Source organism: Salinibacterium sp. GXW1014 (assembly GCF_044769865.1).
In the GTDB taxonomy this organism is placed as follows: domain Bacteria; phylum Actinomycetota; class Actinomycetes; order Actinomycetales; family Microbacteriaceae; genus Homoserinimonas.
On sequence record NZ_JBIZWA010000002.1, the window covers coordinates 245,518 to 268,671 of the forward strand.

Genomic DNA, 23,154 nt, shown 5'->3' on the forward strand with positions numbered 1-23,154 from the left:
ATACTTGACGGATGCCGCTCTACCGCGATGAGGTCGTCGTCCTCCGCACCCACAAGCTGGGTGAGGCCGACCGCATCGTCACGTTGTTGAGCCGCCAGCACGGCAAGATTCGAGCGGTCGCGAAGGGTGTGCGGCGCACGGCGTCGAAGTTCGGTGCGCGCCTCGAGCCGTTCATGGTGGCCGATGCCCAGTTCTTCGAGGGCCGCACGCTGGATGTCGTGACGCAGGCGGTGTCGATCGGCGCCTACGGCTCTGCCATCACGGCGGACTACGGTGCCTACACGGCGGCGAGCGCGATGGTGGAGACCGCGGACAAGCTCACGGAGGATGAGGGCAGCCTGCAGCAGTACCTGCTGCTTGTGGGTGCCCTTCGTTCGCTCGCGCGGCGCGAGCACGGCCCGAGCCTGACCCTCGACTCCTATCTGCTGCGTTCCCTCGCCATCGCCGGCTGGTCGCCGAGCTTCTATGACTGCGCCATGACGGGTGCCCCGGGCCCTCACTCTGCGTTCGTCGTGCAGTTGGGCGGTGTCGTGAGCGATGAGGTTGCCCCGCCCGGCGCGCCAAGACTGGATGCCGCGACCCTGCGACTGCTCGGGGCGCTCCTGTCGGGCGACTGGGCGGTGGCCGAGGAGGCCGACGAGCGCATCCGCTCACAGGCGAGCGGTGTCGTGGCCGCCTATGCGCAGTTCCACATGGAGCGCAGGCTGCGTTCCCTTGAACACGTCGATCGCAGCGCGCGTGCCGCGCAGAAGGAGGAGTCAGCCCCGTGAGTCCCGTGCGCAAGACCCATCCCGACGCGATCGACTTCAAGCCGCTCGACTGGACCGGCTTGACGCCGCCGACACTGCCGCGGGGTGCCGTTCCAGAGCATGTCGCCGTTGTCATGGACGGCAACGGCCGCTGGGCGAACTCGCGCGGCCTGACCAGGGTCGAGGGTCACAGGGCTGGCGAAGCCGCCCTCCTCGACGTCGTCGCAGGGGCGATCCAGATCGGTGTCAAGCACCTCAGCGTTTATGCCTTCTCGACCGAGAACTGGAAGCGTTCGCCCGACGAGGTGCGCTTCCTCATGGGCTTCAACCGCGAGGTGCTCCACCGCCGCAGGGATCAGCTCAACGAGTGGGGCGTGCGCGTGCGGTGGGCAGGGCGCCGCCCGCGGCTGTGGGCATCCGTCATCAAGGAGCTGCAGTTCGCGGAACGCCTGACAGCGGGCAACAGCACCCTCACGCTGACGATGTGCGTCAACTATGGCGGCCGCAACGAGCTGACGGATGCGGTGCGAGACATCGCTGCGGAGGTCGCGGCCGGTCGGCTCAGCCCTTCGGGTATCAGCGAGAAGACGATCCGGCGCCACCTCTACACGCCCGAGATGCCGGATGTCGACCTCTTCGTGCGTTCGTCGGGGGAGCAGCGCACGAGCAACTTCCTGCTCTGGCAGAGCGCGTATGCCGAGATGGTGTTCCTCGATACGCTCTGGCCGGACTTCTCGCGAACGGACCTGTGGCATGCGATCGAGTTGTATGCCCAGCGCAACCGCCGCTTCGGGGGCGCGGTCGACTCTCCGACCGCCTGAGGTGTGCGCGTAACATCCCGCGAGCGAGTTTGGGTCATCGCCACCCTAAGCGCTATCATGGGTTCTGGTCAGACTGACCTTTACTGGATCCGACAGGAACGGCGGCGAGGATGGCCGACAGCCCGGCGCACGGCGAGATCGACCTCGCCGTCTCGACCGTCATCTTCGCGCTGCGCCCGGGCCGCGACGGGGGCGCCCCAACGCTCTGGATTCCCCTCGTGCGGCGCATCCGGGATCCCTACGTGGGTCGCTGGGCCCTCCCGGGTGGCCGCCTCCAGGCCGCCGAATCCCTCGCGGAGGCATCGCGCCGCCATCTGAAGGACACGATCGATCTCGAGCCCAAGTATCTCGAGCAGCTGTATGCCTTCGGCGATCCCGAGCGCTCCCCGGGCGATCGTGTCGTCTCGATCGTCTACTGGGCACTCGTGCATGCCGAGCAGGCCGACCGCGTCACCGAGGGCGAGAATGTCCGTTGGTTCATGGCCGACGAACTGCCCGAGCTCGCCTTCGACCACAACGTCATTGTCGACTATGCGCTCTGGCGGCTCCGGAACAAGGTCGAATACAGCCGTATCGCGCACGCACTCCTCGGCGAGACCTTCACCCTCAGCCAACTGAGGGGCGTGCACGAGGCCATCCTCCGCAAACCCCTCGACCCGGCCAACTTCCGGCGACAGATCGAGGCGACGGGCGCGCTCGTCGCGACGACCGCCGTCGTCACCGGCGGCCGCCACCGCCCGCCCCGCCTCTACCGCTACAACGACGCGATCGACATGGCCGACAACGGCCCGCTCGGGCCGCGCGCCACCTGACCCGTCTCCCGACACCCCGACAAGCGCATCAGCCACCAGGAGCATCCCGTGACCTCAGTCGACATGACGATCCAGAGCTTCCGCCTCACGCCCACCGCCGCGGCGCTCTCGGCCGACGCGGTCTGCACGCCAGACCTGGCGGAGGCGCCCTGGACCTTCGACTCGGTGCCGGGATACGGTCCGGGCTCGTCAATGACCGATGTGATTCCCGCCGGGGCGCCACGGCAGGGTGCCCTCCCGGAGGAGTACCGCACGGCAAGCGCAGACGAGCTCGATGCCCGCATCCGCGCAGCCAAGGATGCCCTGGGCGAGCGTCTCGTCATCCTTGGCCACCACTACCAGCGCGACGAGATCATCGAGTACGCGGACTTCGTCGGCGACTCCTTCCAGCTCGCGAATGCCGCGCAGTCGAAACCCGAGGCTGAGCACATCGTCTTCTGCGGCGTTCACTTCATGGCCGAGACCGCCGACATCCTCGCGCAGCCGGGACAGTCGGTGGTGCTCCCGAATCTCGCCGCCGGATGCTCGATGGCCGACATGGCCGACATCGACTCCGTCCAGGCATGCTGGGAGCAGCTCGAGGCCCTCTACGGCACGGAACCGGATGCGAGCGGCCGGGTGCCGGTCATCCCGGTCACCTACATGAACTCCTCGGCCGCGCTCAAGGGCTTCTGCGGCGAGCACGGCGGCATCGTGTGCACCTCAAGCAATGCCGAGACTGTGCTCGAGTGGGCCTTCGAACGCGGGCAGAGGGTGCTGTTCTTCCCCGACCAGCACCTCGGCCGCAACACGGCCAAGGCGATGGGCGTGCCGCTCGAGCAGATGCCCATGTGGAACCCGCGCAAGCCACTCGGTGGCAACACCTCGGCAGACCTGCTCGACGCCCGCGTGCTGCTGTGGCACGGCTTCTGCTCCGTGCACAAGCGCTTCACGACGGCGCAGATCGACAAGGCCCGTGCCGAGCACCCGGGGGTGCGAGTCATCGTGCACCCTGAATGCCCCATGCCGGTCGTCGACGCAGCCGACGAGGCCGGGTCGACCGACTACATCCAGAAGGCGGTCGCGGCCGCGACGCAGCCGACGACCTTCGCGATCGGCACCGAGATCAACATGGTGTCGCGCCTTGCGGCCGAGCATCCGCAGCACGAGATCTTCTGTCTCGATCCCGTGATCTGCCCCTGCTCGACCATGTACCGCATCCACCCCGGCTACCTTGCCTGGGTACTCGAGGCCCTCGTGCGTGGCGAGGTGCTCAACCAGATCACGGTCTCGGAGCACGTCGCCGCCACCGCGAAGGTCGCGCTCGAGCGGATGCTCGCGGCCAAGCCGAAGGGCTGACGTTGGCCGAACGCGTGGTCGTCGTGGGGTCCGGCGCCGCCGGGCTGACGGCGGCACTCACCGCCTCGAAGGCCGGGCACGACGTCATCCTCATGACCAAGGGTCCCCTCGGTGAGAGCAACAGCCTCTACGCCCAGGGCGGCATCGCAGCGGCCCTGTTCGACGACGACAGTGTCGAGGCCCACATCGCGGACACACTCGCGGCGGGAGCCGGGCTCTCAGACCCCGTGTCCGCGCGAGTCCTCTGCCAGGCGGGCCCCGCGCGGATTCATGAGCTGATCGCGCTGGGCGCGGAGTTCGATCGGTGCCCCGATGGTCGACTCGCGCGGGGCCTGGAGGCGGCGCACTCGGTTCCCCGCGTGGTGCACGCGGGCGGGGATGCGACGGGGCGCGCCATCATCGCCGCGCTCGTGCGTGCCGTGCGGGCGTCCCGCATCGCCGTCTGGGAGCACTGCTTCGCCCGGGACCTGCTCGTCGGCGACGACTCGGTCACGGGCATCCGGGTGCTGCGCGACGGCCGCGAGCACACGCTTGCCGCGTCCGCCGTCATCATTGCGAGTGGTGGGGCCGGCCAGCTCTACCGCCACAGCACCAACCCGCTCGGCGCGACCGGCGACGGCGTCGCGCTGGCGCTCCGCGCCGGTGTGCGACTCATCGACGCAGAATTCGTGCAGTTCCACCCCACGACGCTCGCCGTGCCCGGCACCCCGCTCATCTCCGAGGCGGTGCGCGGGGAGGGCGCGGTGCTCCTCGACGCCCGCGGCGAACGCTTCATGCTGCGTGAACACCCGGATGCCGAACTCGCCCCGCGCGATGTCGTCGCGAGGGCGATCGCGCGCCAGATGCAATCGCAGGGCGATGTCCCCGTGCTGCTCGACGCCCGCCCGCTCGGCGACGCCGTGCTCCGCAGGCGCTTCCCCGGCTTCGTGGCGCTGGCGGCGGCACACGGCCTCAACCCGAGCGAGGTACCCGTGCCGGTGACGCCCGCCGCGCACTACTGGATGGGCGGCGTCGAGGTCGATGATGACGGCCGCACGGCCCTCCGGGGGCTCTCCGCCGTCGGCGAGGCAGCCTGCACGCGTGCCCATGGCGCCAATCGGCTCGCCTCCAACTCGCTCCTCGAGGCCCTCGTCACGGGCCACCGCGCGGCACTCGCGCTGGAACAACCCTCAGCCGCGACGCTTCCGCGAGCGGAGGGAAGGCCCGCCGGCGGCCACCGAGCCATCAGCCGCAGCGAACTGCAGCAGGTCATGTGGCAGTGGGTCGGCCTGCACCGCGACACGGCCGGTCTCGCGAGCGCCCAGGCGCTCCTCGCTGAGGCGAGTGTGCCGGTCTCCGACGAGCACCGGGTCGCCGACCTCGAGACCGCAAACCTGCTCCAGCTCGCGCGAGAAGTCGTGGCCGCAGCATCCGACCGCACCGAATCCATCGGGGCACACCACCGGAGCGACGCCGACCTGTCGTCGCGCCAACCCGAACGAGAGGTTTCCATCGCATGCTGACGCGATCCGCAATCGATGCAGTAGTCCTACCAGCCCTGGCAGAGGACGCGCCGTGGGGTGACGTGACGAGCGAGACGATCCTGCCCATCGGCAGCAGGGCCACCGCGGTACTCGCTGCCCGCGAGCCGGGGGTGCTGTCGGGGATGGCGGTGTTCACGGCGGCGATGCTGGCGTGCGACCCGGATGCGCAGGTCGATGAACTGCTGGGTGACGGCGAGCGCTTCGACGCTGGCATGCCGCTCGCTCGCGTCACGGGAGATGCCCGCGGCATCCTGCGTGCCGAACGGGTGGCCCTCAACCTCATGCAGCGGATGAGCGGCATCGCGACTGAGACGGCCCGCTATGTCGGGGCGGTCGCCGGAACGTCCGCCCGCATCGCGGACACGCGCAAGACGACCCCGGGCCTTCGCGTCCTGGAACGCCACGCCGTGCGGTGTGGTGGTGGCAGCAATCACCGCTTCTCGCTCTCTGATGCGGTGCTCGCGAAGGACAACCATCTCGCGGTGCTCACGGCCGGTGGGCGCGACCTCACCGAGGCGCTCCGAGACGCGCGCGCCAAGCTCGGCCACACGGTGCACTTCGAGGTCGAGGTCGACCGCATCGACCAGATCGAGCCGGTGCTCGCGGCCGGCGTCGACGCGATCCTGCTCGACAACTTCACGCTCGATCAGCTGCGCGAGGGCGTGCGGCTCGTCGCGGGCCGCGCGGTCGTCGACGCCAGCGGGGGAGTGACCCTCGAGACGGTCGCCGACATCGCCGGCACGGGCGTCGACGTGATCTCGGTGGGGGCCATCACCCACAGCGTGCGGGCGCTCGACCTGGGTCTCGACATCGAGCTGAACTGACACCATGCCATACTTCGACGTCGCCGCGACCGCCCCCGTGCGCCGTGAGGTGCTGGAGGCGATGACCCCCTTCCTGGCAACGGAGTTCGGCAACCCTTCGAGCCACCATGAGCTCGGCGAGCGCGCAGCATCCGCCCTCGAATGGGCCCGCACCCGCGTCGCCGAGGTGCTCGGCTGCCGCCCCGGGGAGATCGTGTTCACGAGCGGCGGCACGGAATCGAACAACCTCGCGATCAAGGGCATCTCGCTCGCGAATCCCCGCGGGCGCCACATCGTGACGACACCGATCGAGCATCCCTCCGTGCTCGAGTCCTGCGCCTACCTCGAGCGGTTCCATGGCTTCACCGTCGAGTACGTTCCTGTTGATGGCGGCGGTCTCGTCGACCCCTTGGCGCTCGAGCGGATGCTGCGTGCCGACACCACGCTCGTGAGCGTCATGCTTGCCAACAACGAGGTGGGAACGGTGCAGCACCTCGAGGAGATCGGCGCCACGACGCGCGCGGCGGGCGTTCCACTGCACTCGGACGCCGTCCAGGCCGCCGGTTGGCTCGGGCTTCGGCTCGCGGGCGCCGACGGGGACGGCCTCCCCGTGGAGGCGCTGACGCTCGCCGGGCACAAACTGGGGGCTCCCAAGGGGGTCGGCGCGCTCTTCGTGAGCGGGCGCATCCCGCTCGAGCCGCTCGTGCACGGGGGAGGCCAGGAGGGCGGGCGTCGTTCCGGCACGGAGAACGTCGCGGGTGCGGTCGGCTTCGCGACCGCGCTCACCCTCGCGGAGGCGGAGCGCCAGGCCCGGGCCGAGGAGGCACGCGAGTCGCGGGATCTCTTCATCGCGACGATCCTGTCGGCGCTTCCCGGCGCCCGCCTCACGGGGCACGCTGAGTCGCGACTGCCAGGCAACGCGTCGTTCTGCTTCGAGGGAACGAGCGGCGAGGCCGTGCTCCTGGAGCTGGAGCGCCGCGGCATCGTCTGCTCGAGCGGCTCCGCCTGCGCGGCAGGGAGCGACGAGCCCTCGCCGGTGCTGCTGGCGCTCGGTGTCGATCCCGCGGTCGCACAGACGGCGGTGCGCTTCACGTTTGCTGCGACGACGACACGCCCCCCGCTGCTCGCGGCTGCCGAGTCTGTCATCGAGTCCGTGCGCATCGTGCAAGGGATCGCCTCACGATAGCCGCTCCGCGCAAGACCCTTGCATCGTCTCGCAAACTTCGCATGATTCGCGCTGCAGGCGCGCGGCAGGATGGAACCATGGCATCCCTCCCCACGCCCAGTGCATCCCTCCGCGCCGCGATAGACCGCTTCGATGCATCCGCCGCCAGGGGCTACCTCGCCGCCGCCTCGATCGGACTCCCGACCGACGCCACGGTCGCCGCGATTCGGGCCGATCTCGATGCGTGGCGTTCAGCCCAGCGCGACCCAATGGGGTATGAGGAGGTCGTCGAGTCGACTCGCGCCCACTTCGCGCGGCTCGTCAACGTCGGCGTGGAGAGGGTCGCGATCGGCTCCCAGACCTCCGTCATCACCAGTGTGGTCGCCGCCGCCGTGCCCGCGGGCGCCGAGGTTCTGTGCGTCGAAGGTGACTTCACCTCGATCGTCTTCCCCTTCCTCCAACGCGCCGACATCACGGTGCGTTCCGTGCCCCTCGATGACCTGGCCACCAGCATCACGGATGCCACATGGCTCGTCGCCTTCTCGCTCGTGCAGTCCTCCACCGGGCGAGTTGCCGATGCCGCCGCGGTGCGAGCGGCGGCGGCCGCCCACGGATGCCGCACGCTGTGTGACGCGACGCAGGCGGCAGGCGTGCATCCATTCGATGCCTCGGCATACGATGCGACCGTGTGCCACGCCTACAAATGGCTGTGCTCGCCGCGCGGGGTGGCATTTCTCACCGTCTCCGAAGCCTTCGCGGAGCAGCTGACACCCGTGCACGCAGGATGGTACGCCGGCGAGCAGATCTGGCAGTCGATCTACGGGCCTGACATGACGCTCGCGGCAGACGCCAGGCGCTTCGACGTCTCACCAGCGTGGCCGTGCTGGCCAGGGGCGGAACCGGCCATCGGGATGTTCGCAGACCTCGACATGACCGAGGTGTGGGCCCGCGCATCCGGACTCGGCGACCTGCTCTGCGACGCGCTCGGCATCCCGCAGCAGCACCAGGCGATCGTGACCTGGCCGGATGCCAGCGGCGACGCACTCGGCAGGCTCACGGCCGCCGGAATCAAGGCTTCTGGGCGAGCTGGCCGCCTCAGGGCGGCGTTCCACCTCTGGAACGACGAGAGCGACGTTGACGCGGTGGCACGCGCACTGGGGCGCTGACTCGCACGGATCGTTCCGGCAAGTAGGCTGGGTGTCGCGCATCGCGCATGCATCGCACCCCCTTCGACCGCGCATCCAGCGTGGCTGACCCTTGGAGTTACACCGTGGCCAACGCCTCTGCTCTCGATCCCGTCATCAACCTCGCGAAGCGTCGCGGCTTCGTCTTCCAGGCCGGTGACATCTACGGCGGCTCGCGTTCTGCATGGGACTACGGGCCCCTCGGCGTCGCGCTCAAGGAGAACATCAAGAAGCAGTGGTGGCAGACCATGGTCAACGGCCGCGACGATGTTGTCGGCCTCGATTCATCCGTCATCCTTCCGCGCAAGGTGTGGGAGGCTTCCGGCCACGTTGAGGTCTTCAGTGACCCGCTCGTCGAGTGCCTGAGCTGCCACAAGCGTTTCCGTGCAGACCACCTCGAGGAGGAGTTCGAGGAGAAGAAGGGTCGCGCACCGGAGGGTGGCCTCGCCGAGATCGCCTGCGCCAACTGCGGCACGCGGGGCCAGTGGACCGAGCCCAAGGAGTTCTCCGGCCTGCTCAAGACCTACCTCGGGCCCGTCGACGATGAGGCAGGACTCCACTACCTCCGCCCCGAGACGGCGCAGGGCATCTTCGTGAACTTCGCCAACGTGCTCAACGTCTCGCGACAGAAGCCGCCGTTCGGCATCGGCCAGATCGGCAAGAGCTTCCGCAACGAGATCACGCCAGGCAACTTCATCTTCCGCACGCGCGAGTTCGAGCAGATGGAGATGGAGTTCTTCGTCGAGCCCGGCACCGACGAAGAGTGGCACCAGTACTGGATCGACGCCCGTCTGCAGTGGTACGTCGACCTCGGCATCAACCCCGACAACCTCCGCCTCTTCGAGCACCCCAAGGAGAAGCTGTCGCACTACTCGAAGCGCACGGTCGACATCGAGTACCGCTTCGGCTTCCAGGGCAGCGAGTTCGGCGAGCTCGAGGGCATCGCCAACCGCACCGACTTCGACCTCTCGACACACTCCAAGCACTCGGGCACCGACCTGTCGTACTTCGACCAGGCCAAGAACGAGCGCTGGGTTCCCTACGTCATCGAGCCCGCCGCCGGCCTGACTCGCTCCCTCATGGCGTTCCTCGTTGATGCCTACGCCGAGGACGAGGCGCCCAACACCAAGGGCGGCGTCGACAAGCGCACAGTGCTGCGCCTCGACCGTCGCCTCGCACCCGTCAAGGCGGCCGTCCTGCCGCTTTCGCGCAACGAGCAGCTCTCCCCGGTCGCCCGGGAGCTGGCGACCGACCTTCGCAAGTACTGGAACATCGACTTCGATGACGCCGGGGCGATTGGCCGCCGCTACCGCCGGCAGGACGAGATCGGCACGCCGTTCTGCATCACGGTCGACTTCGACACGCTCGACGACAAGGCGGTCACGGTGCGCGAGCGCGACACCATGCAGCAGGAGCGTATCTCGCTCGACCGACTCCAGGGCTACCTCGCGGAGCGGCTCCTCGGCGCCTAGCCTCATTCGGCACCTCGGCACCTCGGCGCCCCAGCACGGCTCAGTTCCCCGGCGTCTCCGCGCCGCCGCCTGGCTCAGCGCCAGCGGCGTCTCCGCGCCGCCGCTTGGCGTCACCCACGAGCACCAGCCAGCGCGTCAGCCCCAGCCCCCACCTTCGGAAATTCAGGAACTCCCGCGCCGCCACGGTCTCTGCCACCGTTGAACTCGCAGGGAAACGCCCCGCTTCCTGAATTTCTCGACGCGGGGCCGACACGGGGCCGCGTGATCCGGTGGGTATGGCCCTCCACAGCCAGCTCCGGATGCCGGCCTCCACGGACCGCAAGCGGTCATCGTCCCGTAGCACGCGAGTTCCGCAGGATCGTGCGATGTCGATCATCGCGAAGTGGGTTTCGGACTTGGGTGGATTCGCTCAGAAGCGGCAGCTCGTGCGTCTCGGTGCGACGGATGCCTCCCTGACCGCAGCAGTTCGTTCAGGTGCAGTGTTGCGTGCCCGCAACGGCTGGTACGCAACCGTTGATCAGCGTGCGCCGGAGTTCATGGCGGTGCGCATTGGAGGACGGTTGACCGGCCTCTCCGCGGTGAGGGCTGCGGGTGGCTGGGTATTGGAGCGCAACGGGCCACTCCATGTGTCTGTTCCCCGGAATGCGGCGCGGCTCCGGTCCCCTCGGAATCGCCGCGTCGCGCTGACGGCGCGGTACAAACATGGCGTGATCGTGCACTGGGACGACGCCGACATCCGCGACGCAGGGTCTGCCACCGCGGTCGGCCTCCAGGACGCCCTCCTCCGCGTCATCGCTGACGAGGACATCGAGACGGCCGTTGCGGCTCTCGACTGGGCGCTTCACACCGCCCGAATAGAGCTGAGCGACCTCGATCGCATACTGGCACGGCTGCCGACGCGCTATCAATACCTGCGCAATTGGGTGGATCCGGCCTGCGAGAGCCTGCCCGAAAGTCTGTCCCGCACCCGATTGCGCCTCCTCGGTCACCACGTTGCCTCGCAAGCCGAGTTGAGTACCGCAGAACGCGTGGATCTCGTCATCGACGGCACCGTCGGTCTCGAGACCGACGGCGAGGAGTTCCACTGGGATCGCTTCCTCGCCGATCGACTCAAGGACATCCAGATCCTCCGTGAGGGACTCATCCCGATCCGTCTGCCCGCGAAAGTCGTCTTCTACAACTGGCCGCTCGCTGTGGCTGCGATCCGAGCGGCTCTCGCCCTCCGCGCCAACTTCGGAAACTCAGGAAGTTGCGGCGAGACGTGTGGCGCAAGGTCCCCAGTTCCGCGGGTTCCGCGTGCCGAACGGCTGGCATTGGCGCGAGGTTCCTGAATTTCCGAAAGGGGTGTGACTGGGGAAAGGGGCTCCGCGGAAGCGGGAGCGGGCTGGCGCGGCCGCCGGCATGGGGAACACGGATGCCGCGGCCGCCGGCACGGGGAATACGGATGCCGGGGCACAGGTTGCGCCCAGCATGAGCAACGCAATCAAGGTCGACGTGTGGTCCGACATCCAGTGCCCGTGGTGCTACATCGGCAAGCGCCGTTTCGAGCAGGCGCTTGAGCGGTTCGACGGCGAGGTCGAGATCGAATACCACTCCTTCGAGCTGTCTCCCGATACCCCGGTGGACTACGACGGCACCCCGGCCGAGTACCTGTCGCAGCGCAAGGGTCTCTCGATGGAGCAGACGCAGGGCATGCTTCGGCAGGTGACGGCGGTCGCGGAGAGCGTTGGCCTCTCCTACGACTTCGATCGCGTGCACCAGACCAACACGGTGAAGGCGCACGAGTTGCTCCACTACGCCAAGTCGAAGGGCCGTCAGGCGGAGCTCAAGGAGCGGCTGCTCGATGCCTACTTTGTGAAGGGTGAGCATGTCGGCCGCGTCGAGTCGCTGGCGAATATCGCTGCCGAGCTCGGTTTCGATCGCGACGAGGTTGTTCGCGTGCTGGAGTCGGGCGAGTTCACGCCGGCCGTGAAGGCGGATGTCGCGCAGGCTGCCGCGTATGGCATCCAGGGCGTGCCGTTCTTCGTCTTCGGTGGTAAGTACGGCGTCTCGGGTGCTCAGGAGGCGTCGACCTTCGAACAGGTGCTTCACCAGGTGCGCGAGGAGGCGGCGGCATGACGGATGCCCCGAAGCTCATAGCGCTCGGCGATCCGGCAGCGATCGCTTGCGAGGGGGATGCGTGTGCGGTCCCAGAGGCAGGGAACGAGCTCAAACAGGGTCAGTAATATCGGCAACGGTCGCGCCAAGGGCGGCCACGAGCGCGTCGGCGTCGACGAACAGCGTGACCCCGTGCTCTCCGCCACCGAGCGAGACGCGCTTGCCGAGCATCCGCTCATCCGCGTAGACGGGCCACGCGGTGGTGCTGCCGAGCGGCGTGATGGTGCCGCGTTCGAAGCCGGTCGCCTCGTAGGCGTGCTGCGCGTCGGGGAGCGAGAGCTTGTTGACACCGACGACGGCACGGAGTTTTGCCCACGAGATCTGACGGTCGCCAGGCACGAGCGCGAAGGCGAATGTGCCGTCTTTCCGTTTCACCACGAGGCTCTTGACGACGTCGGATGGTTCGACGCCGAGGGATGCCGCGGCTTCGGCCAGGCTCGTCGCTGGCCCTCGCTCGACGAACTCCACGTCGAGGCCGAGCTGTTCGGCGGCTGCGGCCACGCGCGCCCTTCCTGTGAGTGCTGTCATGCTCTCGCGCTGCTTTCTGGGAGAATCGTGGGGTGACTGTTCTCGACGCTACCGTTTCCCGCCCGGCTGACGCCGCTGCGGCCGGTCGCGCGCCACTGCGGATCGGTCCGCTGGAGCTCGATGTCCCTGTCGTGCTGGCGCCGATGGCGGGTATCACGAACACGGCGTTCCGCCGGCTGTGCCGCGAGTTCGGCGCCGGCCTGTATGTGAGCGAGATGATCACGAGCCGCGCCCTGGTGGAGCGCACGCCCGCGAGCATGCGGCTGATTACTCATCACGAATCTGAGACGCCCCGCAGCATCCAGCTCTATGGCGTCGACCCGAAGACGGTCTCTGAGGCGGTCACGATGCTGGTCGCTGAAGACCGGGCAGACCACATCGACCTGAACTTCGGATGCCCCGTGCCCAAGGTGACCCGCAAGGGCGGCGGTTCCGCGCTCCCGTGGAAGACGGGCCTGTTCCGCGACATCGTGTCGGGCGCGGTCAAGGCGGCGGGCGATGTCCCTCTGACGATCAAGATGCGCAAGGGCATCGATGCCGATCACCTCACCTATCTCGAGGCGGGCCGCATCGCCGAGGACGCCGGGGTTGCCGCTGTCGCCCTGCACGCCCGCACGGCCGCCGAGTTCTACAGCGGTCACGCTGACTGGGCGGCGATCGAGAAGCTCAAGCAGGTCGTGACGAGTGTGCCGGTGCTCGGTAACGGAGACATCTGGTCGGGTGACGACGCGGTGCGCATGGTCGAGCAGACCGGATGCGACGGGGTCGTTGTCGGTCGCGGATGCCTCGGGCGCCCGTGGCTCTTCGGCGACCTCGTGGCGGCGTTCAACGGCCAGCGCGATGTTGCGCGTCCCGGCCTGGGGGTCGTTGCGCAGACGGTGCGCCGCCATGCCGAGTTGTTGGGCGAGTTCTTCGGCAGCGAGGAGTGGGCCTGCCGCGACATCCGCAAGCACATGTCCTGGTACTTCAAGGGGTACCCGGTCGGCGGGGATATCCGCACCCGCCTGGCCACGGTCGAGAGTTTCACCCAGATGGACGACATCCTCGGCGAGCTCGACTGGAGCACGCCGTATCCGGGGGAGGGTGCCGAGGGTCCGCGCGGTCGCGCCGGAACCCCGAAGCGTCCCGCGCTTCCGCAGGGTTGGCTCGACAGCCGCGAACTCGACGAGGCCGCGGCCTGCGAGGTCGCCGGGGCCGAACTGGATTCCAGTGGTGGTTGAGACGAGTGCCGTCGAGCCGGGCCTTGCTGCCCAGGGTTACGGCGAGCACGACATCGCACGCTTCCTCCCCGAGGAGCACTACTCCCGCCGCAGCGACTTCGCCCGCGACCGCGCCAGGCTGCTCCACTCGAGTGCGCTTCGTCGCCTCGCCGCCAAGACGCAGGTGCTGAGTCCGACGCAGGGAGCCGATTTCGCTCGCAACCGCCTCACGCACTCGCTCGAGGTCGCGCAGGTGGGGCGCGAGCTCGCGACGGCGCTCGGCTTGAACCCGGATGTTGTCGACACCGCCTGCCTCGCCCACGACCTGGGGCATCCGCCCTTCGGTCACAATGGCGAGCGTGCGCTCAACGCCTGGGCGTCCGACATTGGGGGCTTCGAGGGCAACGCGCAGACGCTGCGCCTGCTGACGCGTCTCGAACCGAAGGTGTTCGGGGATGACGGGCGCGCCTACGGCCTCAACCTCACGCGGGCGAGCCTCGACGCGAGCTGCAAGTACCCCTGGCCAGACACGCGTTCGGTCGCCGACCCGAGCGGGCGGGCCAAGTTCGGTTTCTACAAGGATGACGTCGCGGCGTTCGAATGGCTGCGGGAGGGCGCGCCCGATGGCCGACTCTGCATCGAGGCGCAGGTCATGGATCTCTCCGACGACATCGCGTATTCGGTGCACGATTTCGAGGATGCGATCTTCGGTGGGTACATCGATGTGCGGGCGCTCGGCGCAAGGGTCGACCACGATGAGCTCGTCGATTCGATGTTCGAGTGGATCGGCGGGGAGCTGAGCCACGATGAGCTCATCGATGCCTTCGACCGTCTCGACAACCTCGATGTCTGGATCGATTCCTGGGATGGCAGTCGCCTCGCCCAGGGTCGGCTCAAGAACCTGACGAGCCAGCTGATCGGCCGGTTCGCGGCCGGTGCGGTGCAGGCAACCCACGATGCCTACCCGCAGGCGAGCCTCATCCGCTTCGGTGCCGATGTGGTGGTGCCGCGGGAGATCCGCGCGGAGATCGCTGTGTTGAAGGGCATCGTGGCGGCCTTCGTGATGTCGAAGAACACGCGGCAACCTATCTACGCGCAGCAGCGGGAGATCCTGACGAGTGTCGCCGATGTGCTCTACGCTTCGGGGCCGAGCGCGCTCGATCCGGGCTTCGCTGCCGACTGGGCCACGGCGGCCGATGACGCGGCCCGCAAGCGGGTCGTCGTCGACCAGGTGGCGAGCCTCACCGACCAGTCGGCCATGAGCTGGCACGACCGACTCGTCGGCTCCTAGCAACCCGGCGGTTCCACATCCGCCCCACGCCGACGCCATGTCCGTCGTCCCTCCACGACGAGGGAGCGGTCGCGGGCCCTTCCCGCCACGCTCAGTAGGATTGCGACATGGCCGGTCTCATTCGTCGTAGCGACATCGATGAGGTGCGGGCGAGGGTCAACATTGCGGATGTCGTGGGTGACTATGTGACGCTCAAGGGCGCCGGTGTTGGCTCGCTGAAGGGCCTCTGCCCCTTCCACGACGAGCGGAGCCCGAGCTTCCATGTGCGTCCGCAGGTGGGTCGATATCACTGCTTCGGCTGCGGTGAGGACGGTGACATCTTCACCTTCCTGCAGCGCATGGACCACGTCTCCTTCTCCGAGGCGGTCGAGCTCATGGCGCAGCGCATCGGTTTCGAGCTGCACTACGAGGATGGCGGCACGGCGTCCAAGGACCACGGCAACCGTGCCCGCTTGATCGCTGCGAACACCGCGGCGGCCGAGCACTTCACCGCCCAGCTCGGCACGCCGGAGGCCGAGCCGGCCAGGCGTTTCCTCGGCGAGCGCGGTTTCGACGCCGCAGCCGCGGCCCGCTTCGGGGTGGGCTTCGCCCCCAAGAGCTTCGATGCCCTCGGCAAGCATCTCAAGGGTCTCGGCTTCACGGAACTCGAGCTCGTGACATCCGGCCTCGTCAGCAAGAACGACCGAGGCAGCACCTACGACCGCTTCCGCGGCAGGTTGGTCTGGCCGATCCGGGATGTCACGGGGCAGACCCTCGGCTTCGGCGCCCGCCGGCTGCTCGACGATGACCAGGGACCCAAGTACCTCAACACCCCAGAGACGCCGATCTATCACAAGTCGCAGGTGCTCTATGGGCTTGACCTTGCGAAGCGCGACATCTCCCGCGGCAAGCAGGTCGTGGTGGTGGAGGGCTACACGGATGTCATGGCCTGCCACCTCGCGGGCGTCACGACGGCGGTCGCCACCTGTGGCACCGCGTTCGGCGTGGACCACATCAAGGTGGTGCGCCGCGTGCTGGGCGATTTCGACACGGCTGATTCGACGGCGCTCGGTGAGGTCGTGTTCACCTTCGACCCCGACGAGGCGGGCCAGAAGGCCGCCAGTCGTGCCTTCGCCGAGGAGCAGCGTTTCGCCGCCCAGACCTATGTCGCCGTCGCGCCGGAGGGCCTCGACCCCTGCGACCTTCGCCTCAAGCGCGGTGACGATGCCGTGCGCCTGCTCATCGCCGGCAAGAAGCCCATGTTTGAGTTCATGGTGCGGCGCACGCTGGCCCGATTCGATCTCGACACGGTCGAGGGGCGGGTCGCGGGTCTTCGGGCCGCGGCGCCGATCGTCGCGGGCATCCGTGACCGTGCCCTGAGCATCGGCTACGTGCGCACGCTCGCGGGTTGGCTGGGCATGGACCCCGACGAGGTCGGTCGCGCGGTCACGGCCGCCCAGCGCCGTTCTCAGTCGGAGCAGAAGGGGAGCGACGGCCCCGAGCGCGCCCCGGGTACGCAGCAGCAAGCAGAGACACCAACGGATGCGGGCCCGTCGATCTCACAGCTCCCCAACGACCCGGCAACCAGGCTCGAGCGCGACGCCCTCATGGCACTCCTGCAGGCACCGCTCGAGGTGGGGCGCGATCTCGCCTCCCGTGTGAGCCAGGCGGCCTTCGCGAATCCGTCGCTCTCCGTCGTGCGTGACGGGATTGCGGCCGCGCTGGGCGAGGGCCCGGCGGGCGATTCCTTTACCGAGCACGCCTGGCTCGAGAGGGTGCTCGAGGAGGTGCCGGCCCCGTTCCGACGGCTCGTGACGGAGCTGGCCATTGCGCCCCTGCCCGAGCAGTCCGGCCGCGACCTGCGCGTCTACTGCCGGGGCATTGCGACCTCCGTGATCGATCGAGACCTCCTGCGCCAGAAGGCTGAGCTGCTGGGCCGGCTGCAGCGCACGGATTCCACCGCGGAGCCGGAACGCTATGGGCAGATCCAGCGGGCGCTCGTGCAGGTCGAGCAGGAACGCCGTTCACTGCGGCAGGACTGACGCGTCGGCAGTAGTCTCGATGGGGCGCGAAGGTTGAGGGACGTGGGATGAAGCGATTGAACGACGCGGTCGTAGTCGAGGCGAGGGATCTGTCGATCCACTACCGCTCTCGGGATGCGCTGTCGTATCACCTCGCCGTCGATGGGGTCTCCTTCGACATCCTGCCCGGTGACGTGCTGGGCGTCGTGGGGGAGTCGGGCTCCGGCAAGTCCACGCTCGCGCTCACGATCGCCGCGATGGGCGATCGCTATGCCCTCGACGAGAATTCGCCCGAGATCTGCGGCGGCTCGCTCCACGTCTACGGCACCGACATGCGGTCCCTGACGCGGCGGCGTCGCGACCGGCTGACGCTCGTGACGGGGTACCTGGCCCAGGATGCCGCCGTGCGACTCAACCCGCAGCTCACGGTGGGCGAGAACGTCGCCGAGCCGATCTTCCAACGTGACCGTCGTTTCAGCCAGCGTGAGGCGGCCGAGGCGGTCGCGACGCTCGTGGATGCCGTGCGGCTGCCGCTCAGCATGCTCGAGCGGTATCCCTTCGAACTCAGTAGCGGTCAGCGCCAGCGTGTCGCGTTGGCTCGTGCACTGATCCTGGAACCGACGTTCCTCGTCGCCGACGAGCCGACGCGAGGCGTGGATGCGACGGTGCGCGATGGTGTCATCGGCGTGCTGCGGGACCTGCAGGAACAGCGCGGGTTCGCGGCGATGGTGGTCAGTAGCGACCTCGATGTCGTCTCGGCCCTGACCGACCGAGTTGCCGTGCTCGATCGGGGCGTGCTGATCGGCATCGGCGCCATGGATGAGTTGCTAGCCGAGCCGCAGCATCCGTACCTGCGCTCACTCGCTGCGGCGCGGAACAACCTCGGCACGCACAAGGCTGTCTCCTGAACGCTGGCGCCCCCGAATCAGGAGTGAGGTCTTGTCGATTTGGTGCAGCGCGATTCCTTGATAAAGTAGGCACGCTGTTCCAGCAATCCTCGATAGCTCAATTGGCAGAGCAGCCGGCTGTTAACCGGCAGGTTCTTGGTTCGAGTCCAAGTCGGGGAGCAATACTCAGTGCGCACGATGGGATTAGGATGATCCTCCCGTGGCGGTTTCTCTCCGCCGATCGTGCGCACTGTCTGTCTCCGGGGGTGGGTTGATGCAAGCGTGGCTGTCTGAAGACACCTCCTTCCCCAACATCGCCCTTGTCGCGGCGGGTCTCGTGGCCCTTGTCGCGATCGCCGCGATCATCACCAGCTTCGTACTTGCCGCATCACGGCGGCGCGTGCGCAGAGACCTCGCTGAGGCCGATCGCGACGTCCTCGACCTCGAACTGAGCCTCGCAGAGCAGGGTGCCCGGCTTCGCATGGTCGGCGAACTGCACGAGGTCGCGATCCATTCGGTGTCGGCGATCGTCGCCCAGGCTGATGGCGCCAGGTACAAGGCCGAGTCCGACCCGGCCGCGGCCGGCCGTGCTGCCGTCGCGATCGGCGACTCCGCCCGCTCCACGCTGGCGGAACTCAGGCGCGTCATGGCGATCGTGCGGCAGGGCGAGGCGGATGCCGTGCGACAGCCCGGCATCAAGACCTCGCGCGAGCTCTTCCGCGTCATGCGCGAAGCCGGCCTCGACATCCGTTTCGAAGAGATCGGTGACCGCTTCGAGTTGAAACACGGCGCCGAGGTCGCGGTCTTCCGCATCCTGCAGGAGGCCCTCTCCAACGCGCTCAAGTACGGCGGCGAGGGCACCGAGGTGCGGGTGACCTTCCGCTGGTCGGAGGATGGCCTCAACGTGCTGGTCGATGATGACGGCATCCGCGCTGCCACCCGGCGCGCCGGCGATGATCCCAACCGGGTCGCGCGTGACGGCGGCTACTCGATCGATGACGACGCGGCGGCGCTCACCTCGACGCCGAGCGGTCCTGGCATCACCGAGATGCGCGAGCGCACCGAACTCTTCGGCGGCGTGTTCAACGCCTACGTCGTGCCAGGCGTCGGCTTCTCCGTCTCGGCGGCGTTCCCCAACCTTCGCACCGTCAAGGGCGTGCCGGGCACGAACCTCCAGAGCTGAGGTGAGCACTGCCGAGCAGGCCGAGCGTCGAGAGCCGGTCGCCCGAACCGCTGTCAGCGTCGCGCTGGCGGTATCGGCCTACGGCATCTCCTATGGTGCCTTGGGAGTCACAGCCGGTCTGGACGTGTGGCAGGCCTGCGTGCTGAGCCTCGTCATGTTCTCGGGCGGCTCGCAGTTCGCACTCGTCGGGGTCATCGCGGCGGGCGGGGCGGCCGCGGGGCCCGCCGCGATCGCGAGCGCCACCCTCTTGGGAAGCCGCAACGCGATCTATGCGATGCGGATGGGGCCGATCATCGGCAAGGGTTGGCTCCGCAGGCTCGTGGCCGCCCACCTGACGATCGATGAGAGCACCGCCGTCGCCACCGCGCAGAAGGAGTTGACAGAACAGCGCAAGGGGTTCTGGTTGACGGGCATTCTGATCTTCGTCGGGTGGAACATCGCGACCCTCGCGGGGGCGCTTCTCGGCAACGTCATGGGTGACGTCAGCCGTTACGGCCTCGATGCCGCTGCGGCTGCCGCGTTCCTCGGCCTGCTGTGGCCACGCCTGAGTGCCCTGCAGCCGGTCGCCGTCGCGGTCGCCGCGGCGGTCGTCGCGACCGTGCTGACACCGTGGCTTCCGCCGGGCCTGCCCGTCATCGCCGCTGCCCTCGTCGCGGTCATCGTCGGTCTCACGAACTGGGGTGCCCGTTGACGCTCTGGGCCATCGTCATCATCGCGTCGATCGCGGGGCTTGCCGTCAAGATCTCCGGCTATCTCGTGCCTGCCGAGTTCATGGAGCGGGAGAAGCCATCTCGAGTCGCGGGCCTCCTGACGGTTGCCTTGCTCGCAGCGCTCGTCGCGACGCAGACGCTTGCCAGCGGCCAGGAGGTCGAGGTCGACGCGCGCGTGCCCGCGATCTTCGTCGCTGCCGTGCTCTTCGCCCTGCGGGTGCCGTTCATCCTTGTGATCGTGGCGGCGGCTCTCACGGCGGCCATCATCCGCGCGACAATCGGCGGATGAGCGGGGCGGGTGCTCGGGGAATCAGCCCTCGAGGTCGTCGACCCCTGGCATCCAGGTCAGCCCTGGGGTTCCCCAGCCTGCGCGCTTGACCGCCTTCGCCGCAGCCTTGCCATTGGCATGGCCCAGCCGGTCGACGTAGAGCACGCCGTCGAGGTGGTCATACTCGTGCTGGAAGATTCGGGCAAGCCAACCATCGGCGGTGATCTCGTAGGGCTGGCCCTCGAGGTCGAGGGCGCGGAGGATGATGCGGTGTGCTCTCCGGAGCGGGTAGCGTTCCCCGGGCACCGAGAGGCAGCCCTCCGCCTCCGCCATGTCGTGCAGTGGCGCGGTTGAGAGCGGGCTGAGCCACAGCTCCGGGTTGATGGCGACTCCGCGATACTCGATGTCGTCATCGTCGATCCAGCCGTAGACGAAGACGCGCAGCGGCACCCCGACCTGCGGTGCCGCGAGGCCGACGCCGGGCGCGGCATCCATCGTCTCGAACATGTCGTCGACGAGGCTGCGGAGCGCGTCGTCGAAGTCCTTGACAGGCCCTGCGGGGGTGTGGAGTACGGGGTCACCCGTGATGACGATCGGAAGCACGGCCATTCGGCAAGAATATCGTGGTGCCAGCCGGTAGTGTCGTCACGTGCTGCCAGACCTGACCTCTCTCGCGGTGGAGTCCCTGACCCCCTTGCAGTACCTCGGAATCCCCGTCGCGCTGCTCGGTGCCGTCTTCCTCGCCGTGGGCGCGCAACTGCAGCACAGAGGCGTCGCGAAGGTTGAGGCACGCGCGATAGCCGAGGTGCAGGCGGCAGGCGTCGAAACCCTCGAACCGCTTGCGAAGACGGCCGGACTCAGCCTGCGACAGCTCGCGCACCTTGCGGGGCGCCCCTCGTGGCTCATCGGCACCGCCATGCTCGGACTCGCAGTCGTGCTCCAGCTGACGAGCCTTTATCTCGCACCCATCACGCTCGTACAGCCGCTCGGCGCCGTCGCCCTCGTCATCACGGCCGTGCTGAACGCTCGGGTGTCCAAGGTCAAGCTCGATGGCGTCAGCATCCGGGCGATTGCGTTCTGTGTCGTCGGCGTCGCCCTCTTCGTCGGTGTCGCTGCCTTCACGACGCGTTCCCACCCCGTGAGCGATACGCAGGTGTTGGTAATCCTCGGCATCCTGGCTGCCGTCGCGATCGCCTTCGCCCTCCTCTTCGCGGTCTACCGCAGTCGGCTCAAGGCGCTCATGTACATCCTTGGCGCAGGCATCCTCTACGGCTTTGTCGCGACGCTCGCCAAGGTCGTCATCGATCGCATCAAGACGGGTGACTTCGAGTGGCTCACCTTCGCCGCGCTCATCGCGCTCTTGATCGGCACGGTGCTGGGTGGCTACTTCGTGCAGAATGCCTATTCCTCGGGCCCGCCTGACCTCGTGATCGCCGGACTCACGGTCGTTGATCCCATCATTGCCGTGACGATCGGCATTGCGGTGTTGGGTGAGGCGAACGACGCTCACTGGTCGGTGCTCCTTGTCTTCCTTGTCGCGGGTGCCCTCGCAGTGCGCGGAGTATTCATGCTCGCGCGGCATCATCCACAGTCGCGCGCCTGACCGGGGGATCAGTCGCGCCTGCGGTAGGTTGGTTCGAGCTTTCCGCCCCACCCGGGCCGCGCCCTGCCGCCAGGCGGTACACCACAAAAAGGAACCCATCCGCGTGCAAGAACATCAAGCTGCTCCCGACTCGACGCTCTCGCAGCAGTCGCCGCTGCGTGTGCTGATCGGGTGCGACACCTTTCCCCCCGATGTGAACGGTGCTGCGAATTTTGCCGCACGGCTCGCCGCTGGCCTCACGCAGCGAGGCCACGAGGTGGTCGTGGAGGCGCCCGCATTCAGCCGACGCCACGGTCGCTTCACCGAGGAACACGACGGCGCCAAGTTCACAGTCCACCGCGTCTATTCCTGGCGCTGGTATCCGCATGACTGGCTGCGGTTCGTGCTGCCCTGGCGGTCGCAGGCCCATGCGGCTCGCATCCTCGACGAGGTCAAGCCCGACGTCGTGCACATCCAGTCGCACATCGTCGTGGGCCGCGGACTCGCTCGGCAGGCGAGCAAGCGCGGCATCCGTGTCATCGGCACCAACCACTTCATGCCAGAGAACATGATCGAGCACGCGCTGCTGCCGAAGTTTCTGCAGAAGCCCGTTATTCGAGCGGTATGGGCGGATGCGTCGCGCACCTTCGCGCTGTGCGCGGCGGTCACGACACCCACCAAGAAGGCCGCGGCGTTCCTCGAGCACGAGACCACGGTCAAGGGCGTGCACGCGATCTCCTGCGGTATCGACGCGAGCCTCTACACGCCCAGTTTCGAGCAGCCGAAGGAACACCGCATCGTGTTTGTTGGGCGTGTGACGGGGGAGAAGCACATCGACGTGCTCCTGCGTGCCGTCGCGAAGCTCGACCCCGCGCTCGACACCAAGGTCGACATCGTCGGCGGTGGTGACCAGCTCGCGGCGCTCAAGCAGCTCGCTGTCTCGCTCGGCATCCGCTCGAACGTCAACTTCACGGGGTACGTCAGTGACGAAGACCTCCGTGCCGTGCTCACGCGCGCCTCGGTCTTCGCGATGCCCTCCATTGCGGAGCTGCAGAGCATTGCCACGATGGAGGCCATGGCTTCGGGACTGCCCGTCGTGGCCGCCGACGCGATGGCGCTGCCGCATCTCGTGCACGACGGCGAGAACGGCTTCCTCTTCGAGCCCGGTGACGCTGATGACCTGGCAGACAAGCTCACGCGTGTGCTCCGGATGCCCTGGGACGAGGCGCTACAGCTCAAGCGCGCCAGTCTCAAGCTGATCGAGGCGCACGACATCGAGCGCACGCTGAACACCTTTGAGAGCCTGTATCGTGGGGAAGCGGTCGCAGATCCGGCGGCCGATGTCACCCTTGGCGAGCCAGCTCCCTGACTCCGCGGGTGGCCACGGGGCGGTAGCTCAGCTGGTTAGAGCAGCGGACTCATAATCCGTCGGTCACGGGTTCAAGTCCCGTCCGCCCTACTCTTGTCCCGTCTTCCGCGAGC

At 68.0% G+C, this 23,154-nt stretch carries 23 protein-coding genes and 2 tRNA genes; 22 read left to right on the forward strand and 3 right to left on the reverse strand.

What is annotated here, in order from left to right; translation table 11 throughout:
- Window positions 1-11 precede the first annotated feature (11 nt).
- The 9 genes from recO to ACIQK7_RS11000 all read left to right on the forward strand — a co-directional run bounded on the left by recO (window position 12) and on the right by ACIQK7_RS11000 (window position 9,867).
- Window positions 12-770: a DNA repair protein RecO gene (gene recO / locus ACIQK7_RS10960; RefSeq protein WP_403024643.1), complete on the forward strand. Its 759-nt coding sequence runs from the start codon at window positions 12-14 to the stop codon at window positions 768-770.
- Window positions 767-1,570, forward strand: a complete 804-nt coding sequence (locus ACIQK7_RS10965; RefSeq protein WP_403024646.1) for an isoprenyl transferase — start codon at window positions 767-769, stop codon at window positions 1,568-1,570. The genes recO and ACIQK7_RS10965 overlap by 4 nt, the downstream gene beginning before the upstream one ends.
- A 110-nt stretch (window positions 1,571-1,680) precedes the next feature.
- Entirely contained in the window at window positions 1,681-2,382 is a 702-nt protein-coding gene (locus tag ACIQK7_RS10970; protein ID WP_403024649.1) for an NrtR DNA-binding winged helix domain-containing protein, read from the forward strand.
- A gap of 63 nt (window positions 2,383-2,445) precedes the next feature.
- The gene (gene nadA / locus ACIQK7_RS10975) at window positions 2,446-3,720 is read left to right on the forward strand and encodes a quinolinate synthase NadA (protein WP_403025685.1); all 1,275 of its coding nucleotides are present in this window, start codon (window positions 2,446-2,448) and stop codon (window positions 3,718-3,720) included.
- A 2-nt stretch (window positions 3,721-3,722) separates the two neighbouring features.
- On the forward strand, window positions 3,723-5,222 hold the full coding sequence (nadB, locus tag ACIQK7_RS10980) for an L-aspartate oxidase (protein WP_403024651.1): 1,500 nt from the start codon (window positions 3,723-3,725) through the stop codon (window positions 5,220-5,222).
- Entirely contained in the window at window positions 5,216-6,067 is an 852-nt protein-coding gene (gene nadC / locus ACIQK7_RS10985) for a carboxylating nicotinate-nucleotide diphosphorylase (RefSeq protein WP_403024654.1), read from the forward strand. Before nadB ends, nadC begins: the two co-directional genes overlap by 7 nt.
- 4 nt (window positions 6,068-6,071) lie before the next feature.
- Entirely contained in the window at window positions 6,072-7,232 is a 1,161-nt protein-coding gene (locus tag ACIQK7_RS10990; RefSeq protein ID WP_403024657.1) for a cysteine desulfurase family protein, read from the forward strand.
- A gap of 77 nt (window positions 7,233-7,309) precedes the next feature.
- Complete coding sequence (locus ACIQK7_RS10995; protein ID WP_403024660.1) at window positions 7,310-8,377, forward strand: aminotransferase class V-fold PLP-dependent enzyme; 1,068 nt, start codon at window positions 7,310-7,312, stop codon at window positions 8,375-8,377.
- A gap of 104 nt (window positions 8,378-8,481) precedes the next feature.
- On the forward strand, window positions 8,482-9,867 hold the full coding sequence (locus tag ACIQK7_RS11000; RefSeq protein WP_403024663.1) for a glycine--tRNA ligase: 1,386 nt from the start codon (window positions 8,482-8,484) through the stop codon (window positions 9,865-9,867).
- A 40-nt stretch (window positions 9,868-9,907) separates the two neighbouring features.
- Here ACIQK7_RS11000 and ACIQK7_RS11005 read toward each other — a convergent pair whose 3' ends face one another.
- Window positions 9,908-10,063, reverse strand: coding sequence for a hypothetical protein (locus ACIQK7_RS11005; RefSeq protein WP_403024666.1), 156 nt, complete (start codon window positions 10,061-10,063; stop codon window positions 9,908-9,910).
- A gap of 169 nt (window positions 10,064-10,232) precedes the next feature.
- On the opposite strand from ACIQK7_RS11005, the gene ACIQK7_RS11010 reads away from it, so the two are divergent.
- Window positions 10,233-11,198, forward strand: coding sequence for a hypothetical protein (locus tag ACIQK7_RS11010; protein ID WP_403024668.1), 966 nt, complete (start codon window positions 10,233-10,235; stop codon window positions 11,196-11,198).
- A gap of 139 nt (window positions 11,199-11,337) precedes the next feature.
- Window positions 11,338-11,985, forward strand: a complete 648-nt coding sequence (locus ACIQK7_RS11015; RefSeq protein ID WP_403024671.1) for a DsbA family protein — start codon at window positions 11,338-11,340, stop codon at window positions 11,983-11,985.
- 90 nt (window positions 11,986-12,075) lie between these two features.
- Here ACIQK7_RS11015 and ACIQK7_RS11020 read toward each other — a convergent pair whose 3' ends face one another.
- Window positions 12,076-12,552, reverse strand: coding sequence for an aminoacyl-tRNA deacylase (locus tag ACIQK7_RS11020; RefSeq protein ID WP_403024674.1), 477 nt, complete (start codon window positions 12,550-12,552; stop codon window positions 12,076-12,078).
- A gap of 32 nt (window positions 12,553-12,584) precedes the next feature.
- Here ACIQK7_RS11020 and dusB point away from each other — a divergent pair, with 32 nt between their 5' ends.
- The 8 genes from dusB (at window position 12,585) to ACIQK7_RS11060 (ending at window position 20,111) form a co-directional block, all read left to right on the forward strand.
- The gene (gene dusB, locus ACIQK7_RS11025; RefSeq protein WP_403024677.1) at window positions 12,585-13,772 is read left to right on the forward strand and encodes a tRNA dihydrouridine synthase DusB; all 1,188 of its coding nucleotides are present in this window, start codon (window positions 12,585-12,587) and stop codon (window positions 13,770-13,772) included.
- Window positions 13,765-15,042, forward strand: a complete 1,278-nt coding sequence (locus tag ACIQK7_RS11030) for a deoxyguanosinetriphosphate triphosphohydrolase (protein WP_325208813.1) — start codon at window positions 13,765-13,767, stop codon at window positions 15,040-15,042. The genes dusB and ACIQK7_RS11030 overlap by 8 nt, the downstream gene beginning before the upstream one ends.
- Before the next feature lie 107 nt (window positions 15,043-15,149).
- Window positions 15,150-17,063, forward strand: coding sequence for a DNA primase (gene dnaG, locus ACIQK7_RS11035; protein WP_403024681.1), 1,914 nt, complete (start codon window positions 15,150-15,152; stop codon window positions 17,061-17,063).
- A 47-nt stretch (window positions 17,064-17,110) separates the two neighbouring features.
- Entirely contained in the window at window positions 17,111-17,950 is an 840-nt protein-coding gene (locus tag ACIQK7_RS11040; protein WP_403024683.1) for an ATP-binding cassette domain-containing protein, read from the forward strand.
- A gap of 86 nt (window positions 17,951-18,036) precedes the next feature.
- Window positions 18,037-18,109: transfer RNA gene (locus tag ACIQK7_RS11045), tRNA-Asn, on the forward strand.
- Window positions 18,110-18,203: 94 nt separating this feature from the next.
- Entirely contained in the window at window positions 18,204-19,112 is a 909-nt protein-coding gene (locus tag ACIQK7_RS11050; RefSeq protein ID WP_403024685.1) for a sensor histidine kinase, read from the forward strand.
- 1 nt (window position 19,113) lies between these two features.
- Window positions 19,114-19,803, forward strand: a complete 690-nt coding sequence (locus tag ACIQK7_RS11055) for an AzlC family ABC transporter permease (protein WP_403024688.1) — start codon at window positions 19,114-19,116, stop codon at window positions 19,801-19,803.
- Window positions 19,800-20,111 carry an AzlD domain-containing protein gene (locus ACIQK7_RS11060; RefSeq protein ID WP_403024691.1) on the forward strand — a complete coding sequence of 104 codons (312 nt, stop codon included), beginning with the start codon at window positions 19,800-19,802 and terminating at the stop codon, window positions 20,109-20,111. Before ACIQK7_RS11055 ends, ACIQK7_RS11060 begins: the two co-directional genes overlap by 4 nt.
- 21 nt (window positions 20,112-20,132) lie before the next feature.
- Here ACIQK7_RS11060 and def read toward each other — a convergent pair whose 3' ends face one another.
- Window positions 20,133-20,699 (reverse strand): peptide deformylase, encoded by a 567-nt coding sequence (def, locus tag ACIQK7_RS11065; protein WP_403024694.1) that lies wholly within the window; start codon window positions 20,697-20,699, stop codon window positions 20,133-20,135.
- Between the two features lie 40 nt (window positions 20,700-20,739).
- Between def and ACIQK7_RS11070 the strand changes: the two genes are divergently transcribed.
- The 3 genes from ACIQK7_RS11070 to ACIQK7_RS11080 all read left to right on the forward strand — a co-directional run bounded on the left by ACIQK7_RS11070 (window position 20,740) and on the right by ACIQK7_RS11080 (window position 23,131).
- A complete protein-coding gene (locus ACIQK7_RS11070; RefSeq protein ID WP_403024696.1) occupies window positions 20,740-21,693 on the forward strand; it encodes a DMT family transporter in 954 nt (317 codons plus the stop codon).
- Window positions 21,694-21,796: 103 nt separating this feature from the next.
- Window positions 21,797-23,041 carry a glycosyltransferase gene (locus ACIQK7_RS11075; protein ID WP_403024699.1) on the forward strand — a complete coding sequence of 415 codons (1,245 nt, stop codon included), beginning with the start codon at window positions 21,797-21,799 and terminating at the stop codon, window positions 23,039-23,041.
- Window positions 23,042-23,057: 16 nt separating this feature from the next.
- Window positions 23,058-23,131 (forward strand) — tRNA-Ile (locus ACIQK7_RS11080).
- The last annotated feature ends 23 nt before the right edge of the window (window positions 23,132-23,154 follow it).

What these genes read in the sequence shown, in the direction of transcription:
- ACIQK7_RS11040 (WP_403024683.1), top strand. Translation starts at nt 17,111, where the DNA reads ATGAAGCGATTGAACGACGCGGTCGTAGTCGAGGCGAGGGATCTGTCG.
- ACIQK7_RS10970 (WP_403024649.1), top strand. Translation starts at nt 1,681, where the DNA reads ATGGCCGACAGCCCGGCGCACGGCGAGATCGACCTCGCCGTCTCGACC.
- dnaG (WP_403024681.1), top strand. Translation starts at nt 15,150, where the DNA reads ATGGCCGGTCTCATTCGTCGTAGCGACATCGATGAGGTGCGGGCGAGG.
- ACIQK7_RS11010 (WP_403024668.1), top strand. Translation starts at nt 10,233, where the DNA reads ATGTCGATCATCGCGAAGTGGGTTTCGGACTTGGGTGGATTCGCTCAG.
- recO (WP_403024643.1), top strand. Translation starts at nt 12, where the DNA reads ATGCCGCTCTACCGCGATGAGGTCGTCGTCCTCCGCACCCACAAGCTG.
- ACIQK7_RS10990 (WP_403024657.1), top strand. Translation starts at nt 6,072, where the DNA reads ATGCCATACTTCGACGTCGCCGCGACCGCCCCCGTGCGCCGTGAGGTG.
- nadA (WP_403025685.1), top strand. Translation starts at nt 2,446, where the DNA reads ATGACGATCCAGAGCTTCCGCCTCACGCCCACCGCCGCGGCGCTCTCG.
- def (WP_403024694.1), bottom strand. Translation starts at nt 20,699, where the DNA reads ATGGCCGTGCTTCCGATCGTCATCACGGGTGACCCCGTACTCCACACC.
- ACIQK7_RS10995 (WP_403024660.1), top strand. Translation starts at nt 7,310, where the DNA reads ATGGCATCCCTCCCCACGCCCAGTGCATCCCTCCGCGCCGCGATAGAC.
- ACIQK7_RS11050 (WP_403024685.1), top strand. Translation starts at nt 18,204, where the DNA reads ATGCAAGCGTGGCTGTCTGAAGACACCTCCTTCCCCAACATCGCCCTT.
- ACIQK7_RS11020 (WP_403024674.1), bottom strand. Translation starts at nt 12,552, where the DNA reads ATGACAGCACTCACAGGAAGGGCGCGCGTGGCCGCAGCCGCCGAACAG.
- nadC (WP_403024654.1), top strand. Translation starts at nt 5,216, where the DNA reads ATGCTGACGCGATCCGCAATCGATGCAGTAGTCCTACCAGCCCTGGCA.
- ACIQK7_RS11015 (WP_403024671.1), top strand. Translation starts at nt 11,338, where the DNA reads ATGAGCAACGCAATCAAGGTCGACGTGTGGTCCGACATCCAGTGCCCG.